Below are 20,024 nucleotides of genomic sequence, written 5' to 3'. Positions count from 1 at the left end.
AAAAACTATACTAAGTACATGTACATATCAAATTTCTATCCCCGTATCCATCATCAACACGACTGATTGATGGCCAGAATTTTCTTTTTCTAACCCAATATAATGGATATGCAGCTTTTTCTCTACTATAAGAATATTTCCAATCATTATTAGTTAGCAATTCTATACTGTGCGGAGCGTTTTTGAGGACATTTTCTTTTTTAGAAAATTTACCATCTTCAATTTCTTGAATTTCTTTACGTATATTGATAAGTGTTTCAATAAAACGATCTAATTCTTCTTTAGATTCACTTTCCGTAGGTTCTATCATCATACATCCTTCTACAGGAAAAGATATAGTCGGAGCATGATATCCATAATCCATCATTCTTTTTGCTATGTCTACAACCTCTATGTCTAGAGATTTGAACACCCTACAATCTATAATTAATTCGTGTGCGACTGCATTGTTTTCCCCTACATATAATATGTTATAAAATTTTTTTAATTTTTCTTTTATATAATTTGCATTCAGTATAGATATCTCTGTACACTTTCTAAGTCCATCTGGCCCTAATAAACGAATATAAGCATAGGAAATAGTAAGAATCAAAGAGGATCCATATGGAGAAGAGGATATCGTCAATTTATCTTTTTCTCCCTTTTCAAAAAAGGGATGACCAGGAAGAAAAGGTTTCAAATGTGAAGCGACACAAATAGGACCCATTCCAGGCCCACCCCCTCCATGAGGAATAGCAAAAGTTTTATGAAGATTTAAATGACAAACATCAACTCCCAAATGTGCTGGTTTGATTAAACCAACTTGAGCATTCATATTTGCTCCATCCATGTATACTTGACCTCCATTCTCATGAATCATATCTATGATTTCCTGAATATGTCTTTCATATACACCGTGAGTAGAAGGATAAGTAATCATAAAGACAGATAAAAAATCTTTATATTCTTTTACTTTTTTGAATAAATCATTTCTATCAATAGATCCATCATTTTTTGTAGCAATTAAAATGACTTTCATTCCTGCCATGTTTGCTGAAGCAGGATTAGTTCCATGAGAAGAAGAAGGAATTAATGCTATATTTCTTTTGGACTCTTGTAATGAATGATGATAAGATTTTATAACCATCAGTCCAGCATATTCTCCCTGAGCTCCTGAATTAGGTTGTAAAGATATACCATAAAATCCAGTTATTTCTTTTAAATATTTTTTTAAATTATGAATGACAAAGTGATATCCCATTGATTGTTGATCAGGAACAAAAGGATGAACATTCCTCCATTCATATTGGCTTAAAGAAAATAATTCCGTAGAAGCATTCAGTTTCATAGTGCATGAACCAAGCGGAATCATAGAATGATTTAAAGAAAGATCTTTTTTTTCTAGTCGTTTTATATAACGCATCAATTCATTTTCTGAATAAAATTTATGAAAAACTTCATGTTTCAAAAAATCAGAAGTTCTTTTTAAAGAATTAGGAATTTTATATTCTTCATGAATTTTTTTCAAATCATCATATTTTTTTCTTTTTTTATAAACCTCATGAAATATAGATAAAATATGATCTATATCTTCTTTACATGTGGTTTCATCTAAAGTAATAGTTAGATGATTTTTATCTACATATCTGAAATTAGTTTTTTTTCGCTCTGAAACTTTTTTTAGTTTGTCTATATAATCAGTTTTGATTCTAATAGTATCAAAATAAAATGTGTTCACTTGATAAAGATTGTTTATACTATTAACTAATAAGAGTTCTAATTTTTTAGCATATTTATGAATACTTTTAGCTATTTCTATTAATCCTTCTTTTCCATGATATAAAGCATACATAGAAGCCATGATAGCTGGCAAAACTTGTGATGTACAAATATTTGAGGTCGCTCTTTCTCTTTTGATATGTTGTTCTCTAGTTTGTAAAGCCATGCGAAATGCTTTTCTGTTTTTCCTATCTACAGATATTCCAATTATTCTACCAGGAATAAAACGTTTATATCTTTCATGAGTAGAAAAAAAAGCAGCGTGAGGCCCCCCATATCCCATAGGAACCCCAAAAGATTGGCTAGATCCTACAACAACATCAGCTCCCCATTCTCCAGGAGGTTTTAACAAGGATAAAGACAAAATATCTGCAGAAACAATTACTGATATATTATTTTTTTTTGCATATTCAATTGTTTCACTGTAATCATATATTTCTCCTAAACAGGAAGGATAAGAAATGATCAATCCAAATATTTTTTTTTCTTTATACTTTTTTTGCAGCAAATTATTATGAGTATCTCTTATAATGTGTATTCCTAAACCAAAACATCTTGTTTTTAAAACTGCAAAAGTTTGTGGAAGTATTTCGTCTGAAACAAAAAAGGAATAGTTATTATTGATCTGTTTTTTTTTTATTTTTTCTTGATAAATCATAAACATTGCATCTGCAGCAGCTGTCGATTCATCTAACATGGATGCATTACTTATTTTCATTCCAGTCAGATCTGAAATCATAGTTTGAAAATTGATCAAAGCTTCTAAACGTCCTTGAGATATTTCTGATTGATAAGGAGTGTAAGGAGTATACCAACTTGGATTTTCTAAAATATTTCTTTGAATAACGCTTGGAGTAATGGTATTCCGATATCCTAATCCTATATAGGAACGGTAAATTTTATTTTTTTTACTGATTTTATAAATGTGGTTTAAATATTGATATTCAGAAATAGAATTGGGTAGATTTAATTTTTTTTTTAAACGTATTTCTTTAGGTATGGTTTTTTTGATAAAATCCTTAATAGAGGAACATTGCAATTCTTTCAACATATTGTTAATTTCATTACAAGACGGTCCTATATGTCTATAATAGAATTTTTTTCTTCTAATGTTATCCTCTTTCATAGAAATTGTGTTTATCTTTAAAGATTACAAATTTAGGCAAATATTTAAGCTTCCCTAAAATTAACATAAAGAACATGAAAGTTACTATTATTGGAGCGGGAAACGTAGGATCTTCTTGTGCTAGTCTGTTAGCTCAAAAAGATATAGTCAGAAAAATTATTTTATTAGATGTTAGAGAAAAATTTTCTGAAGGAAAAAGTTTGGATATTTCTCAGATGCTACCTCTTGTAAGATCAAATACTCAAGTAATTGGAATTACTAATGATTATTCAAAATCAAAAAATTCTGAAATAGTTGTTATCACTTGTGGGATTCCTAGAAAACCTGGAATGAGTCGCGATGATCTTGTTCAGATTAATGCAGAAATCATTCGTTCTGTCACTAAAGAATCTATTTTTTTTTCTCCAAAAGCTAAATTTATTATTGTATCAAATCCATTAGATGTCATGGCATACGTCAGTTATATAACTGCTAAAGTGGATTCTACTCGTGTAATTGGAATGGCAGGAATATTAGATTCTACAAGATATCGTTATTTTTTATCGAAGAAATTAAAATTATCACCTTACGATATACAATCATTATTATTAGGAGGACATGGCGATACAATGGTCCCTTTATATAGATACACTTCTATATCTGGAATTCCCATACAAGAATTTATATCAGAAGAAGAAAATAATGTTATTATTGAAAAAACAAAAAAAGGAGGAGAAGAAGTAGTTAATTTATTAGGCACATCTGCCTGGATGGCTCCTGGAGCTTCTGTTGTTCAAATGGTAGAAGCTATTTTAAAAGATTCTAAACGCATTTTTTCATGCTCATCTTTTTTGAAAGGAGAGTATGATTTGAGAAATATATATTTGGGAGTCCCAGTCATTTTAGGAAAATCTGGAATAGAAAAAATTATAGAATTGCAATTAAATGAAAAAGAAAAATATCTTTTAACTCAGTCTGCTAATCATATAAAAAGAATGATAGATAAGATAAATTGATAGATTTTTAGATATAGAAAAAATTTTTATTTTTCTATAAATATTAGCAATTCTCCTTTTTTGTAATTTATTTCTATTTTTTCTCCATCAGATTCGTTTCTGATGCCTATATTTTTACCTATTTTTAAAAAACCTTTGTTGATAGGATACTTAAGACCATGAGTATGTAAACCTTCTACTTCAGGAAATGGGAACAAAGATACCTTCTTATTTTTTTTCTGATAAAAAAAAGTTTTTTTATCAGAAAAAAAATAAGAATGATATCTATCATGAAATATAATAGACAATTTTTTTTTATATTTTAAAGCTGTAGATAAATTTCCCAAAAAATGATCTTGCTCTTTTCCACTTGCTCCCCAAACATTGATATTCAAAAATCCTTTCTGATAAATTATATTTAGAGCTTTTTCAAAATCAGTGTATTTTTGATCATAAGCAGCCAAAAAATTGTGACCCAAAGGAATGTTTTTTTTTAATATAGAGTCAAAATCTCCAATGATATAATCCACTGAAATTCCTGATTTATTTAAGTAATAAAAAGCTCCATCAACGGCAAATATTTTTTCATAAAAAGAAAATTTTTTCCATAAAAAAGGAGGAGGCTCTCCATTCAGAAAGACCCCCACTTCTGCCCCTTTAAAACGATGATTCATTTTCTTTATTTTTTATATAAAACGATTTCCTAAATAAACTTTTTTTACCAAAGAATCTTGCATAATTTCCATAGTTGATCCATGTTTTAAAATCTCTCCTTCAAACATTAAATAAATCCTATCTGTTATCGTAAAAATTTCTTTTACATTATGATCTGTAATTAATATCCCTATATTCTTTTTCTTCAGAGACAGAATAATTTTTTGCAATTCTTCTATAGCTATTGGATCAATTCCAGAAAAAGGTTCATCCAAAAGAATAAACTGAGGATTTATAGCCAGACATCTGGCAATTTCTGTACGTCTTCTTTCCCCTCCAGAAAGAAGATCCCCACGATGAGTTCGTATATGTTGTAATCCTAGTTCTTTAATTAGTTTCTCTGTTATTTTTATTCTTTCTTTATAAAATTTTTTTTGCATTTCTAATATGCACAAAATATTGTCTTCTACAGACAACTTTCTAAATATAGATGGTTCTTGCGACAAATATCCGATTCCTTTTTTAGAACGTTGATACATTGGTTTTTCTGTAATATTTTCTTCATGAAGAAAAATTTTTCCTTGATCCGGTTTAAGAAGTCCTACAACCATATAAAAAGAGGTTGTTTTTCCTGCTCCATTAGGCCCAATTAATCCCACTATTTCCCCTTGATTTAACTTAAAAGAAACATTTTTAACTACATATTTTTTTTTATATTTTTTATATAAATTTTTGGCCATTAAAGTCATAATATTATAATTTTTCTGTATTATTAGTTATTGGAATAAAAAATTCATATTTTGATGAAAGACAATCTCAAAAAATATTCTTTTTTTTTCTTATTTTTATTCATAATATATAGAAATCATTTTTCTTATTCTTTTGAAAAATTAGGAGGAATTCATGCTATAGTAGGAAATGAGATTATTTTAGATTCAGAAATAAAAACTAAAAACCAAAAAAACTGTTTAGACGATCTTTTGATTGAAAAACTAATGCTTTATCATGCAAAAAAAGATGAAAGTATACAAATCAGTGATCAAGAATTAAAATTGAAAACCCAAGCATTATTTTCAGAAATGAGTAAAAAATATGCAAATCAAGAAGAATTTTTAATACAGTTTAGAAAAAAAGAATTTATTCAAAAATTAACCGAAACAGTCAAAAATCATCAGTATATAGAAAAATTTTATCAAAAAATAACGGATAATGTAGAGATATCACCTAAAGAAGTGAAATATTTTTTTACTAAAAACAAAAATCAAATTCCTTTTGTTCCCAAACGAATGTGTATTTCTTATATAGTTTTTTATCCAAAATTAAGTCAAATTAATAGAAAAAAAATTATCGATTTTTTAAAAAAAATCAAAAAAGAGATCCATTCTGATATTGATTTTTCTATACAAGCTATTTTGTTCTCTGAAGAGAACTATTCAGCATGGAATGGCGGTTTAATTCAAGGAATTAAAATAAATCGTCTTTCAAAAGAATTTAAAAATGTAGTTCTCTCTTTATCAGAAGAGGAAATTTCTGAACCTTTTGAAACAGACTTAGGATTTCATCTGATCAAATTAGAAAAAAAAAGAAAGGATGAAGTTGATATAAGACATATTTTAATTAAACCTAAATATACAAAACATGAATTGATAAAAACAAAATCATTTGCAGATTCAATTAAAAAACAAATTTACAATCTAAATTTTGAAAATTTGATGGACAAAGAAAAAGACAATCAAATTGTAAATTACTCAATATGGAATAAAATTTGGGTTGAAGAAAATCAACTGTCAAAAAGCATGAAAAAAACATTAAATCTTTTAAAAAAAGGAAAAGTTTCTAACCCTTACCAAGAAATTGTAAATGGAAAAGAAGCATTTTTTATAGTCAAATTATTAGATAGCATTCCTTCTCATCCTATTTCTTTTGAAACAGATTATACAAGATTAAAAAATCTTGTAAAAGACATTAAAAAAAAAGATATAATAAGAAACTGGGTCAAAAAAACATTAAAAAGAACTTACATTCATTGTCCTTAATTTCTATTGTTAAAAGATTCTTGATATAATCCAGCATAATATCCATTAAGTTGAATTAATTCTTGATGAGTTCCTTTTTCTACAATAGATCCCTTATTGATAGCTAATATTTTATCAGCATTTTCTAATGTAGAAAGACGGTGAGTAATAATGATCGAAGTTTTATGTTTGGTTAGAAAATCTGTAGCATGATAAATCATTTTTTCTAACTCCTTATTTAAAGAAGCTGTAGCTTCATCTAAGATTAGGATAGAATAAGGATGCATTTGAACTCTTAAAAAAGAAATTAATTGTTTTTCTCCAAGTGATAGCAATCCTCCCCTTTCTTTTACGATATATTGATAACCATCAGGTAATGATGTAATAAAATTATGAATTCCTATCTTCTTTGCCATATTTTCTATTTGATCAATGCTAATTGAAGGATCTCCTAGTGTAATATTATTTATAATCGAATCATTAAATAAAAATGTGTCTTGTGTGACAACTCTTATATGATATCTTAAATTTTTTAATTCAATATCTTGAATAGGATGTCCATCAATCCAAATATTCCCTTTATTAATTTCATATAATCTGGAAATTAAATGAGTAATCGTAGATTTTCCGGAACCTGTAGATCCTACTATGGCTACCTTTTCTCCAGGTTGAATTTCAAAAGAAATCCCATTTAAAACCATTTCATTTTCAATATATGAAAAATGAACATTATTAAATACAATATGTCCTTTTAGATTCTTTAAACGCAAGTTTCCCTTATTAATAATGATTTCATCAGAATTTAATATAGAAAATATTCTTTCTATACCAGTTATTCCTCTTTGTATAATATTAAATCTATCTGCTATTTGTCGCATAGGACGAAAAAGAAGATAGATAAAAAAAATGAAAGCAATAATTTGCCCTGGTTTAATATTTCCTTTTTCGATTGCATGAAATCCTCCATAAAATATAACAATGCTTATTATCACTGCAGAAACAAGTTCTACGATAGGAAAGAAAATAGAAAAATAAAAAATAGTTTTAAAATGAGCATTCATCAATTTACAATTAATAGACTTGAATTTTAAGTATTCTTCTTTTTCTTTATGAAAAAGTTGAATAACAGACATCCCTATAATATTTTCTTGCAAAAAACTATTCAAACGTGAAGTTTGTACTCGTTCTTCATGAAAAGTTTTCTTTAGTGTTTTTTGAAAAAATCGAGTGATGATATACATAAAAGGAATAGTAAAAAAAACAATAAAAGATAATTTTTTATGTACTGTAAACATCATTATTATAATCATAACAATTCTTAAAACGTCTCCAGAAACAAGTAATATCCCATCATTAAATATAACAGTTATAGTTTCTATATCTGATACGGCATAAGATACTAGTTTTCCTATTGGAGTTTTATTAAAAAAAGAATTTTTGAAATGCAATAATTTTTCAAATAAAAGAATTCTAATTCTTTCAATGACATTTTGAGCTAATACATTAGACAGATATAATAAAATAAAATGAAATATACTTTCTAAGAAAAGAAGTAGAATAATCAACATCAATATATTTTTCAGTCCAAAGAAATCTTTATAAAGGATATGAATATCTATAGCTTTTTGGATTAACTTAGGACGATAAGCAGAAATAAAAGATATTAATACAGAAGTAACAATTGTTGCTATCAGTATTAATTTATAATCTAAACTAATTTTAATAAGCTGTTTTAAGGAAGATTTTTTTCTTTTCAAATTTTCTTTCATAAAAAAATGTCTTCTGGATAAAGAATTCTGGTAAGAAATAGTCCGCATGCAGGAACTATTGGTCTACAAAAATTAGAATTTTTAGATTCTATAATTTTAACAAATTCACTCACGCTAATTTTGTTTCTTCCAACCTCAATAAGTGTTCCAATAATGGATCTAACCATAGATCTTAGAAATCTATTAGCTTCAATAGTAAAACAGAAAATATCATTATTCACAGACCAATAAATATGACTGACTTGACATACATTATTTCCTTCTTCATTAGTTCTTTTTTTGCAAAAAGAACTAAAATCTTTATATTGCATTAATTCCTTAGAAGCTCTATTCATTAGATGAATATTTAATGGATAAAAACAATACCAAGAAAAATCTTGTAAAAATGGGTTTTTTTGACGTATTAAATAATATTTATACGTTCGTTTTATAGCATTAAATCTTGCATGAATATTTTTTTTTACTGGAAAAATATTTAATACTTTAATAGACTTGGGTAGAAAAATATTTAATTTTTCTATTAAGTTATTACTGATTATTCCTTCATAATCAAAATGCGCAAACATTTGCTTAGCATGTACTCCTTTATCCGTTCTTCCAGCACCTATAACATTGATAGACTTTTTTAATAATTTAGATAAACAATATTCTAAATTTCCCTCTACTGTGCTTACTTTTTTTTGGACTTGCCATCCATAAAAATATTTACCATTATAAGCTAATTCAATGAAGAATCTCAATTACATTATTTTTTTTTAAGTTGATTTAAACTTTCAATAATAATAGAACATCCTTTTTTGATTTCTTCTTCTGTGATAGTCAATGGAGGCGATATACGTAAAGAATGACTGTTAAATAAAAAACGAAATAAAATTAATCCTTTATTGATGCAATTTTCCAATAATTTTTCCACTGAATTTTTATCTCTTAATTCAAAAGACAAAAGAAGTCCTTTTCCATTAATACTTTCTATTTCATCATGAATTAAATATTTTCTAACCCACTCTTCTTTCATAGGCACTTGTTCCATTATATTAGAATTTATTAATTGATCTAAAGTAGCTAAAGAAGAAGAAGCAGCTACAGCATTTCCTCCAAAAGTAGTTAAATGTCCTAAGGCATAAGAGTCACAAAAAGTCTTCATAATTTTATCAGATGAAAGAAAACCACTAATAGGCATCCCTCCTCCCATTCCTTTTCCCATTATTAAAATATCAGGAACTATTCCATAATGTTCAAAAGCAAAAAGCTTTCCTGTTCTTCCAAATCCAGTTTGTACTTCATCAAGAATCATTAAAGCTTTCTTTTTACTACACTCTTCTCTTACTTTTTTTAAAAAAGAATCATCAGGCAATACAATTCCATTGGAACACTGAATGGTTTCTAAAATAACACAAGCTGTTTTTTCTGATATAGAATCAATCAGTTCTTCTATATGATTAAATGTTATAAATTTAACTAAAGGAAGTAATGGTCTAAAAGGTCTTTTATTTTTTTCATTTCCCATAATGCTCATAGATCCGTGAGTGCTTCCATGGTAAGCCCATTTGCAGGAAATAATTTCTTCTCTTCCAGTATAACATTTAGCTAATTTTAAAGACCCTTCTACTGCTTCTGTCCCAGAATTAACTAAATAAGTAGTAGTAAGTGGATTTGGAGTATTTTTTGCTATTTCTTTGCAAAGTATTACACAAGGGTTTTGTATAAATTCTCCATAGACCATAGTATGTAAATACTTGTCTACTTGTTTTTTTATAGCATCTTTTATTATTTTATTTCCATGTCCTAAAACATTGACAGAAACACCTGCCACAAAATCCAGATATTTTTTTCCATTCTTTCCATAAATATAGTTCCCATCAGCATAATCTACCATAATTTTCATTGGAAAAGGGTTCACTTGAGTTTGATATTGAAAAAAATCCTTTTCTAGTTCTTTCATAAGAATTTAGTTCTATTTTTTTATTATTTTTTTTATTTCTTCTTGTTCTAAATGATTTTCTTTTCTGTATTTTTTTATTTCTTTGTACACAAAAATGTTTTTATATCCATTGGGTTTTTCTTTTTCTTTCCAAGAAAATTTGGGAAGAAAAAGAAATTTATTGGGAGTTTTTTCAGATATAGGAATTAATTCTGAATAAGCCTGTTCTACACAAGAAATATCCCTTATTTTTTTTTCTCTATCTAAATATAATGAGAGGATACCACAAGAAGATTTATTTATTAACTTCTTAGGATAAAGAAAAATAATGCTATTAATATTTCCTTGAACGAAAATTTTTTCTAAAATATTTTTTTCATTAAAAAAACCAATCATGATATCTCCTTCTACTTGATTAAATTCTTTCGAATTTATTTTTTCTATATAAGAAGCATTTTTTATATTTATGGATTTCAAAAAATATTCATTTTTTTCTAGAAAAAAAATATGGATGGATTTACCGGTTATTTGGTAGTTTTGAAACCAAAAAATAGGATCTCCATCAAATTGAATGTAATCATTTGAAGATTCATAATTCAAAACACTGCATCTTCCTTGAATAGACTCATTCAAAAAAAAACTTTTAACAGAAAAAGCTTGAATTGAATATGCAGAATTTTTTTTTAAATTTATCTTTAAAATGTCTGAATAAATAAGAAAAGAATTTTTTTTTGATATTCTTACGATTTTTGGATTTTCTTTTAAAATCAAAGAATCATTATTAAAATCAAACTTTCCATATCCACCCATCAAAAAATATTTTTTCTTTAAATCTTCTAGTAAAAAATTTCTAATAAATCCATATTTTTTTTTTTGATCAAAAAACAAATATTTTCCTTTTATAATTTTTTCGTTATAATGAATACTAATATATTTTTCTAATAGAAATATTTTTTTTTGAATAAGAAACAATGCTTTTTTAACATAGATAAAGTTATCTGACTTATCATTTTGTCTGATAACAGCAGAACGATTAAAATTTATTTTATTTTGTTTAAAAAAATATTCCAACACCTCAGCATGTACAGTATAGTTTTTACTAACCAATTTAATTCCATCTTTTAATTCTGCCTTTTCTTCATTAGGAGAAAAAAAACCTTCTTTACTATGTATAGTATAATCATCATAGTAAATGATACTATTTTTTTTATAAAAAATTTTATTTCGGTTTAAATCATATTCTAACATATTTGTGGTTAGCTTTAACTTCTTAAAAAGAAAAACTACATTATTAACAGCTTTAAGTAATTTTTTTCTTAAATCATAGTTGATTGTATCAGCTATTAATTTGATCCTTTCTATAGATAAAATTACTCCACCTGATAGTTTGAAATGAGAGAAATTATCTTCTATATATATTTTTTTAGAAATTATTTTATTTTTTTCTGATTGTAATTGGACATTTCCAGAACCATACAATCTATTGTTTTTTTTATGATAAATAGCCTGATCACAAAAAAGATGATATTTTTTATATTTAAAATGAACATTTCCTATTAAAAAAATAAAATCATTATGATCATTTTTTTGTATTAAATCAGCATGAAAAAGCTGTATATTATCAGAATGTGCTTGATTTAGGAATAAAATAAAAAAAAAGAATAAAAAGCAATATTTCACAATTAATTTGACAATAAAATATCTAATTTTTGCATGCAATCAAAGATATTTCTATATTAGCATTTTTTGGTAATCCAGAAACTTGAATAGTTTCTCTAGCTGGGTAATTTCCTTCATGAAAAAAGTCGGAATATACATCATTTATTTTAGAAAGATGATTCATATTTTTTACAAAAATAGAAGTCTTAATAACATTTTGAAACCCTATTCCATTTTCTGAAAGAATAATTTTCAGATTTTCCATTATTTTCCTTGTTTCCATTTCTATAGAATCGGAAATTAATTTTCCAGTTTTTGGATCCACAGCTATTTGTCCAGAAACAAATAAAAAAAAACCCACAAGAACACATGTGCTATATGGTCCATAAGATGGAATTTTTTCTATTGAAAATTTTTTTGAGATCATATTTAATTTATTTTAGTTTTTTTCATTATACTGTATAATATTACTCAAATTTGGATCTTTAATCCCAATAAAAAAATGCCAAGAAGGATTTTCCATAGGAATCCAATTAAAACTCATCTTAAAACTTCTTAAATCTCTATAAAAAATAATATTAGCAAACATTACCTTTTTTTTAAATAGATCATAATCTGTATGAATATCAATTTTCCAATATTTTGTAATATTTATAGATCCATTTATGCTTAAAAAAGTGTTAAACAATTTTTTTTGATTGATATAGTTTTCATAATTAGAATGAAAGTCAATTTTAAAAGACAATGGAATTGAATACTTTGCATAATTTTTTTTATCAAAAAGAAAGTAATCATAACGATTTTTTCCTTTTTTTTTATATTCATTTTTTGCAGAGAAAAAATTAGTTTCATAATTCCAAAAAAAAGAAAAATCAAAATACTTCATTTTCTTCTTTTTTTCAACAAAATTTATGCCCCCTTTATATTTTATCCCTAAATTTTCTGTCAAATCAGCATGACCGACAATATGTAAATTGTCCCATTTGATAGAATTTTGATCGACAATAAATGATGAACTCAAATTTTTAAGCATTTTTATTTTTTTATATTCATTAAATGTGTTTTTTATTTGAAGATCCAAATCATTATTTAATATAAAGTTTATTTTTTTTTCAAAATGATTTTTTTCATTATGAAAAACAGGAGGAAAGTACCTAACATAGAAAGAAAACGCAGGTTCTATTTGATGTTTCAATAAAAAAACATTTTTTTTGATTTCTAAAGTCTTATTGAATGGGATAGATATCAGGTCTGCTAAAAAATCTATTTTTTGCAAATTTGAAACGCAGGAGTAAGGAAATTTCCATACATAAAATTCCTCATAAAAAATTTTAGGTGAAATTTTCAAATAAGAATCGAAAAAAGAAAAATAAGTAGAAAGATTCATTTTGTGATTGAATCCAGTATGAAAGGATGCTGTTTTATGACAACAATCCACAAAATTATGAATCAATATTTTATTTTCTATGCTTGTATGACGCAAAAATAAGTTTTTTTGATTATTGAAGAGCATATTTTTCATATGAAAAATCAATTCTGGAATTATAAATTTTATTCCCACCTTATTATTGTTTATTTTTTGTTGTACCATATAAGCATCCATAAACAATAAATAATTAGAAAATTTTTTTCTTATACTTAAATATGAAAGAGTTTCGTTGTCATTTTTGTCGGATAGTATATTTTTATTATAATGAATGTCTGCATTAAAATTTGTATCAGAATCTGATTTTGAATCTTGATTATGTTTCCATTGAAATTGATAATCATGTTGTTTATTTGAGATAGATTGATAATTGAAATCAAAAAAACCATCATAGGAATATTTCAATTTATATTCCATTCTTGTTTTAAATTTCCATTTATCTGTGTTATATATAGAACTTAATATTTGAAAATTAAATAAATTGTAAATTTGAAAAAATAATTCTATATCTTCCACATAAATCCTTTTATTTTGAATTCCAATTTTTGGATATTTCATTCCATAAGAATCCTTTTTTATATGTTCCTGATTAAACTCTTTTACAGGAACATATAAAAAAGGAAAAAATATGGGCATCGGAACTTTATACCAATAAAAAAAAACTGGACCAGAAAAAATATATTTCTTAAAATGAGAATATTTTAAAAAATTTGTTTTCAAATAAAAGTCAGGATCGCTGTCTTTCTTTTTTAGAAAAAAAGGATCTGATATATATGTAATTTTTTTCATTAAACTTATATTTTGATCATTTTTTTCAATGCTGCTTGCTGTAATCATGTGATTTTTACTTTTCATATAAAAATCTTTTGCTTCTATTTTTTTGCTCTTCAAATTGAAGTGAAAATTACTGAAAGTGGATTGATGATTTCCTTGTTGGAAAAGGACAAATTTTTCTTTTTGAATTGCGTGCAAATCTCCATTTTTCCAATTAAATTCAATCCAATCTGCTTGAATTTTTATATCATCATATTCTATAGAAGCTTTTCCTTTTAGATAGGATTTCCCTTCTTTTATATTATGTTCTTGTCTATCTGATTTATATTTTATAATGTTTTCAAAGTCTTTAAAAAAATTATTTTCTTGATAATCGTTATTTTCTATTTTTTCATTTTTTTCATTTGCATAAACAAAAAACGAAAAAATAGAAACGAATAACATGATAATGAAAATAGAAAACTGAGTCTTTTTATGAAACAAATTATTTTTGTTTTATTATGTGAAAATTATAGCCAGAACATACATACATCCATGGTGAAATAATTTAGTTCAGTAATTTTTTTTTTACATTTAACTTATCTGTGCACACTCCTAATATCTCTAAAATCGTCAAATTAAATATGGGATGACTTTTATTTGGGCTAATTTCACACATAGGTTCTAAAACAAATTTTCTCATATGCAATAGAGGATGTGGAATAGTCAAAATAGAACTAGATATAATGATATGATCATAAAATAAAATATCTATATCTATTTCTCTATTTTTATATTCTCCTGTATGATTATTATGATTCTTTTTTCTTCCTATTAGAAATTCTATATTCAAAATATTTTCTAAAAGACTAATAGGAGAATGACTAGTCTTTACATATAAAACTCTATTATAAAAAGAAGGCGAATTTTTCATGTTCCATGCTTCGCTTTCAAAATATGAAGATTTTTTAAGAACTTTTCCAATCTTTTGAGATATCAAAATTAAAGATTGATCCAAATATTCTTTACGATTTTTTTTATTACTACCTTGTAACAAAAAGACATGATGTTCCTTCAAAAGAAAAAATTTATATAAAATGTTTAATATACTGAAAAACTGTATTTTTTATTTAAATTACATGAAGAAATATTAATGTAATGGGATTAATAATAGATTTTATGAAAAACCTCTTTAGTCAAGAGATTGCCATAGATTTAGGAACAGCAAATACACTTATTATGCATAATAATAAAGTGATAGTGGATTTACCTTCAATAATAGCTATAGATGTAAGAACAAAAAAAGTATTAGCTGTCGGAGAGGAAGCAAAACAAATGCAAGGAAAAACACATGAAAACATTAAAATCTATAAACCATTAAAAGACGGAGTTATTGCGGATTATCAAGTAGCTGAACTTATGATAAGAGAATTTATAAAGAAAGTACCAGGTATAAATAATAGATTTTTTACTCCATCATTAACAATGGTAATTTGTATTCCATCCGGAATCACAGAAGTAGAAAAAAGAGCAGTCAAAGATTCTGCTCAACATCTAAATGCCAAAGAAGTTTATCTTATTGAAGAGCCTATGGCCGCTGCTATAGGTTCTGGAATTTCAGTTACCAAAGCAGAAGGAAATATGATTATTGATATAGGTGGAGGAACTACAGAATGTGGAGTCATTGCTCTAGGAGGAATTGTTTGTCAAAAATCCATAAAAACAGCTGGAGATGTTTTTACTAATGACATCGCTTATTTTCTTCGTTCCAAATACAATTTGTATATTGGTGAAAGAACTGCAGAAAAAATAAAAATAGATATAGGGGCAGCAATGGAATCAATTGAACCGCCTCCTGATGATATTCATATACAAGGTAGAGATCTACCTACAGGAAAACCAAAAGAAATGAATCTTTCTTATAAAGAAACTATTCCGGCTCTTGATAAATCAATTTTACGAATAGAGGATGCTGTGATGGAAACTCTTTCAAGAACGCCACCAGAACTTGCAGCAGATGTTTATAAAACAGGAATCTATATGGCTGGGGGGGGATCTCTTTTGAGAGGATTGGATAAAAGAATATCTAAAAAAACGGGACTTTCTGTCTCTTTAGTAGATGATCCTTTAAGAGCTGTAGTTAAAGGAACAGGTGTTGCATTGAAAAATATTGATAAATTTACATTCTTAATGAAATAGGATAGATAAGATAAATCTTATGCGTGAATTTTTTAGTTTTCTTTTGAAATGGCGTTTTTTTATTTTCTTTTTTCTACTAGAATGTACAGCTATTTTTCTTTCTTTTTCAAATTCCAAACTTCATCAATATATTTACGACGGTTCTTCCAATTTCATGATTGGAAAGATTTATGAAACCATTTACAAGTTACGTAGTTATTTTTTATTAGAAATTGAAAATAAAAAATTGTTAAATGAAAACAAGAAATTACGCAATGCTTACATATTTTATAAAATAAAAAAAATATCTAAAGATTTCAAAGAAGAAGATGTAAACTATTTACAACAATATATTTTTACTCCCGTAAAAATTATAAATAACAGTATTCATGAGCAGGAAAATTACATAACTATAAATAAAGGGAGTATAGATGGAATTAAACCTGATATGGGGATTATATTATCTGATGGAATTGCAGGAATTATTATAAAAACATCTCCCCATTTTAGTATCGCTATTTCTCTTTTAAATCCAAAAATTAAAGTAAATGCTAGACTGAAAAAAAATAAATATTTTGGAACTCTAAGTTGGGATGGACTAGATCACGAATATGTAGTTTTGTATGATATTCCTAGACACTCCACAATACATAAAGGAGATATAGTGGAAACAGATGGAAAATCTGCTACTTTTCCTGAAGGAATCGAACTTGGAAAAGTTTTCTCCTATAAATTTGATGAAGAACATGCTAATTATATTATAAAAGTAAAATTGATGGCTAATTTTTCTACTATAGAAAACGCTTATGTTGTAAAAAATTTATTTAAAAAAGAGTGGAATGATGTTCAACTTTATAAAGTTGAAAATAAATAATGAATTTTATCAGAAATTTTATTGTTTCCGTTTTTTTCATTTTTCTTCTTTGTTTAATTCAAATATCAATATTAAATCCATTATTTTTAGGATGCTATTCTTATATATATGTACTTTTTATATTAGTCTATCCCTACAACAGAAATAAATTTTTATTCTTATTTTTATCTTTTTTAATTGGATGGGTTATAGATCATTGTATGAATTCTGGAGGAATTCATGCTTTTTCTACTACTTTGTCTGCTTTTTTAAGATTAAATTTTTTACTATTTTTTGATGGAAAAAATGTCATAAACAGAAATGATTTTTCTATTTATGAATTGCCTTTTATTAGAAAAACTCTTTATATCTTTTCATTAGTTATTACACATCATTTTTCTTTGTTAATATTAGAAATATTGAAGGGGACAACTTTGAGTAGAATTATTTTATTTAGAGCAATATTCAGCAGTATTTTTACAACTATTTTATGTATTATATATTTTTTTTTCAGAAAAATTAAACATTGAAAAAATTATATAAGTTTTACATTTTATTAAGTTCTATAGGTTTGGTTTTTATAATTAGATTATTTTTTATACAAATATATACGGAAAAGTATATTCTGAATGCTTTTAATACTTCAATAAAACAAGAAATAATTATTCCTGAAAGAGGATCTATTTTTGATAGAAATGAAAATTTATTGGTTTTCAATAAATTTATTTATGAATTAATAGTTATTCCAATTTTTATAGATGAACATTTCAATATTATAGAATTTTGTAATCTTGTAGGAATTGAAAAAAAAACTTTTTCTAAAAATTTAGAAAAAGCAAAAGCTTATTCTAAATATTTACCATCTGTTTTTCTTCCTTTTATATCAAAAGAAAAATTTGCGACCATACAAGAAAAACTTTATAAATATAAAGGATTTGATTGGACAAAACGTTCTCTTAGAGATTACAAAGTAGAAAGTTCAGCCAATGTTTTGGGATATATAGGAGAGGTGACTCAAAAAGATATTAAAAAAGAATCTAATTATTATCAAATGGGAGATTTTATTGGTTGGGCTGGAGTGGAAAAATCTTATGAAAAAATTCTGAGAGGAAAAAAGGGAATAAAATATTGGGTTAGAGATAGAAAAGGTTGTATTATAGGGAATTACAATAATAGAAGAAATGATATCAAAGCTGTTAGTGGAAATGATATTTCTTTAACTATAGATTGGAATTTGCAAGAATACGCGGAACAACTTATGTATCAAAAAAAAGGAGGAATAGTCGCTATTAATCCTAAAAATGGAGAAATTTTATCATTGGTGTCTAGTCCTATTAATAATCCTAATTTATTTGTAGGAATTAATCGTTCTAAAGAATTTAAAAAATTAATGAGAGATACTATAGATAATCCTTTATTTGATAGAACTACACAAGCTCGTTATCCTCCAGCTTCTCCATTTAAATTACTTACAGAATTAGCTGGTCTTCAAATGGGAGTGGTGGATTCCAATACTACATTCATATGTTATAAAGGATTTAAGTATGGAAAAAAAAGAATTCATTGCCATTCTGGAATTCATGGATTACCTATAGGAGTAGAAACAGCTGTTGCTGTTTCTTGCAATAATTATTTTGCACAAGTTTATAAACGTGTTATTGAAAAATATCCTAAAAATTTAACAAGAGGAGTTAATGAATGGAGTGAGATTATCAAAAGTTTTGGTTTTGGAAATTATTTGTATAATGATTTAGCAACAGGAGAAAAAGGAGTCATCCCTTCAGGAGATTATTACAATAAAAAATATGGTGGAACTACAAAATGGAATGCTATTACTATTATTTCCAATAGTATAGGACAAGGAGAAATCAATGTTACTCCTATTCAATTAGCTAATATGGTTTGTGCTATAGCGAATAAGGGCTTTTTCTATACTCCACATATTGTAAAACGCATAAATCATCAACCTATATCTAATCCGAATTATACTAAAGCTAAACATACTAAAGTAAAAAGTAAATATTTTGATTTAATTATTAATGGAATGGAAAAAGTTTTTATAATTGGAACAGGAAAGAGTTTTAAATCATCTGATATTAGAATGGCTGGAAAAACAGGAACTGCTCAGAATTTCCTTAAAATTAATAACCATAAAATAGTTTCTTTACCTGATCATTCTGTTTTTATATTATTTGCTCCTGTAGAAGATCCTAAAATTGCTATTTCTGTTATAATAGAAAATGGAGGTTTTGGATCTCGTTGGGCTGGTCCTATTGCTAGTCTTATTGCGGAAAAGTACATAAATAATGATGTACATAGGAAAAATTTGGAAAAAAAAATAATGACTTCAGGATTGCAGAAAATATACGATTCCATAGCAAAAATGAAAAAATTCAATAATTCTTATACAAAAAGTTCTTTTGATAAAAAGAAATAAAATATTATTAAAAAATATAGACTGGGGAATCATAACAATTTATATTTTCATGATTTTTTTTGGATGTATGAATTTGTATTCCGTTTCTTCTGAAAAAGCAGAAAAACAATTAATATGGATTTTGTTAAGTTTTGTTTTCATATTTTTTGTTTTTTTATTTAAACCCATTCACTATAAATATTTTACCCCATTTTTCTTTTTATTTACGTTATTTCTTTTGGTTGGAGTGTTTTTTTTTGGAAAAAACGTAAATGGATCAAAATCTTGGTACGTTTTTGGACCTATTAGTTTTCAACCTTCTGAATTAGCTAAAATATCTACATCTTTAATGGTAGCTCATTTGATGAGTCAAGATAATATTAAAAATAAAAAAGTATTATTCTATACATGTATTATATTGATATTGCCTACTTTTTTAATATTTATCCAACCTGATCCAGGTTCTTCTATAGTTTTTTCTTCTTTTCTTTTAACTTTATATAGAGAAGGATTATCTATTTT

At 26.0% G+C, this 20,024-nt stretch carries 17 protein-coding genes; 7 read left to right on the top strand and 10 right to left on the bottom strand.

Annotated features, from left to right (window positions below):
• Nucleotides 1–10: 10 nt before the first annotated feature.
• Nucleotides 11–2,884: an aminomethyl-transferring glycine dehydrogenase gene (gcvP, locus tag H0H68_RS00125; protein WP_185853359.1), complete on the bottom strand. Its 2,874-nt coding sequence runs from the start codon at nucleotides 2,882–2,884 to the stop codon at nucleotides 11–13.
• A 74-nt stretch (nucleotides 2,885–2,958) separates the two neighbouring features.
• On the opposite strand from gcvP, the gene mdh reads away from it, so the two are divergent.
• A complete protein-coding gene (mdh, locus tag H0H68_RS00120) occupies nucleotides 2,959–3,879 on the top strand; it encodes a malate dehydrogenase (RefSeq protein WP_185853358.1) in 921 nt (306 codons plus the stop codon).
• A gap of 26 nt (nucleotides 3,880–3,905) precedes the next feature.
• Here the strand turns inward: mdh and H0H68_RS00115 are convergent, their stop codons facing one another.
• Together H0H68_RS00115 and lptB are read right to left on the bottom strand one after the other, a co-directional pair.
• Entirely contained in the window at nucleotides 3,906–4,532 is a 627-nt protein-coding gene (locus H0H68_RS00115) for a thiamine diphosphokinase (RefSeq protein WP_185853357.1), read from the bottom strand.
• 12 nt (nucleotides 4,533–4,544) lie between these two features.
• Nucleotides 4,545–5,261, bottom strand: coding sequence for an LPS export ABC transporter ATP-binding protein (lptB, locus tag H0H68_RS00110; protein WP_185853356.1), 717 nt, complete (start codon nucleotides 5,259–5,261; stop codon nucleotides 4,545–4,547).
• A 54-nt stretch (nucleotides 5,262–5,315) separates the two neighbouring features.
• On the opposite strand from lptB, the gene H0H68_RS00105 reads away from it, so the two are divergent.
• Entirely contained in the window at nucleotides 5,316–6,548 is a 1,233-nt protein-coding gene (locus H0H68_RS00105) for a peptidylprolyl isomerase (RefSeq protein WP_185853355.1), read from the top strand.
• Here the strand turns inward: H0H68_RS00105 and H0H68_RS00100 are convergent.
• The 7 genes from H0H68_RS00100 to folK all read right to left on the bottom strand — a co-directional run bounded on the left by H0H68_RS00100 (nucleotide 6,545) and on the right by folK (nucleotide 15,133).
• On the bottom strand, nucleotides 6,545–8,296 hold the full coding sequence (locus tag H0H68_RS00100; protein WP_185853354.1) for an ABC transporter ATP-binding protein: 1,752 nt from the start codon (nucleotides 8,294–8,296) through the stop codon (nucleotides 6,545–6,547). The two genes, H0H68_RS00105 and H0H68_RS00100, sit on opposite strands and share 4 nt — an antisense overlap.
• Nucleotides 8,293–9,036 carry a tRNA pseudouridine(38-40) synthase TruA gene (truA, locus tag H0H68_RS00095; protein ID WP_185853353.1) on the bottom strand — a complete coding sequence of 248 codons (744 nt, stop codon included), beginning with the start codon at nucleotides 9,034–9,036 and terminating at the stop codon, nucleotides 8,293–8,295. Before truA ends, H0H68_RS00100 begins: the two co-directional genes overlap by 4 nt.
• Nucleotides 9,037–9,041: 5 nt before the next feature.
• On the bottom strand, nucleotides 9,042–10,238 hold the full coding sequence (locus H0H68_RS00090; protein WP_185853352.1) for an aspartate aminotransferase family protein: 1,197 nt from the start codon (nucleotides 10,236–10,238) through the stop codon (nucleotides 9,042–9,044).
• A 12-nt stretch (nucleotides 10,239–10,250) separates the two neighbouring features.
• Entirely contained in the window at nucleotides 10,251–11,897 is a 1,647-nt protein-coding gene (locus H0H68_RS00085) for an OstA-like protein (protein WP_238783954.1), read from the bottom strand.
• A gap of 22 nt (nucleotides 11,898–11,919) precedes the next feature.
• A complete protein-coding gene (locus H0H68_RS00080; protein WP_185853351.1) occupies nucleotides 11,920–12,303 on the bottom strand; it encodes a Rid family detoxifying hydrolase in 384 nt (127 codons plus the stop codon).
• A gap of 12 nt (nucleotides 12,304–12,315) precedes the next feature.
• Nucleotides 12,316–14,559: a putative LPS assembly protein LptD gene (locus H0H68_RS00075; RefSeq protein ID WP_238783952.1), complete on the bottom strand. Its 2,244-nt coding sequence runs from the start codon at nucleotides 14,557–14,559 to the stop codon at nucleotides 12,316–12,318.
• A 64-nt stretch (nucleotides 14,560–14,623) separates the two neighbouring features.
• On the bottom strand, nucleotides 14,624–15,133 hold the full coding sequence (folK, locus tag H0H68_RS00070) for a 2-amino-4-hydroxy-6-hydroxymethyldihydropteridine diphosphokinase (protein WP_185853350.1): 510 nt from the start codon (nucleotides 15,131–15,133) through the stop codon (nucleotides 14,624–14,626).
• 80 nt (nucleotides 15,134–15,213) lie between these two features.
• Between folK and H0H68_RS00065 the strand changes: the two genes are divergently transcribed.
• The 5 genes from H0H68_RS00065 to H0H68_RS03165 all read left to right on the top strand — a co-directional run.
• Nucleotides 15,214–16,254 carry a rod shape-determining protein gene (locus tag H0H68_RS00065; protein ID WP_185853349.1) on the top strand — a complete coding sequence of 347 codons (1,041 nt, stop codon included), beginning with the start codon at nucleotides 15,214–15,216 and terminating at the stop codon, nucleotides 16,252–16,254.
• A gap of 19 nt (nucleotides 16,255–16,273) precedes the next feature.
• Entirely contained in the window at nucleotides 16,274–17,107 is an 834-nt protein-coding gene (mreC, locus tag H0H68_RS00060) for a rod shape-determining protein MreC (RefSeq protein WP_185853348.1), read from the top strand.
• Nucleotides 17,107–17,616, top strand: a complete 510-nt coding sequence (locus H0H68_RS00055) for a hypothetical protein (RefSeq protein WP_185853347.1) — start codon at nucleotides 17,107–17,109, stop codon at nucleotides 17,614–17,616. The genes mreC and H0H68_RS00055 overlap by 1 nt, the downstream gene beginning before the upstream one ends.
• Nucleotides 17,613–19,523, top strand: a complete 1,911-nt coding sequence (gene mrdA, locus H0H68_RS00050) for a penicillin-binding protein 2 (RefSeq protein ID WP_185853346.1) — start codon at nucleotides 17,613–17,615, stop codon at nucleotides 19,521–19,523. Before H0H68_RS00055 ends, mrdA begins: the two co-directional genes overlap by 4 nt.
• Nucleotides 19,507–20,024 (top strand): FtsW/RodA/SpoVE family cell cycle protein (locus H0H68_RS03165; RefSeq protein WP_238783950.1); only part of this gene is annotated, 518 nt, incomplete at its 3' end. The genes mrdA and H0H68_RS03165, both read left to right, overlap by 17 nt.

Source organism: Blattabacterium cuenoti (assembly GCF_014251555.1).
Taxonomy (GTDB): domain Bacteria; phylum Bacteroidota; class Bacteroidia; order Flavobacteriales; family Blattabacteriaceae; genus Blattabacterium; species Blattabacterium cuenoti_P.
Note: the sequence above shows the minus strand (reverse complement) of the source record. Positions and strands in the feature narration are given on the sequence as shown.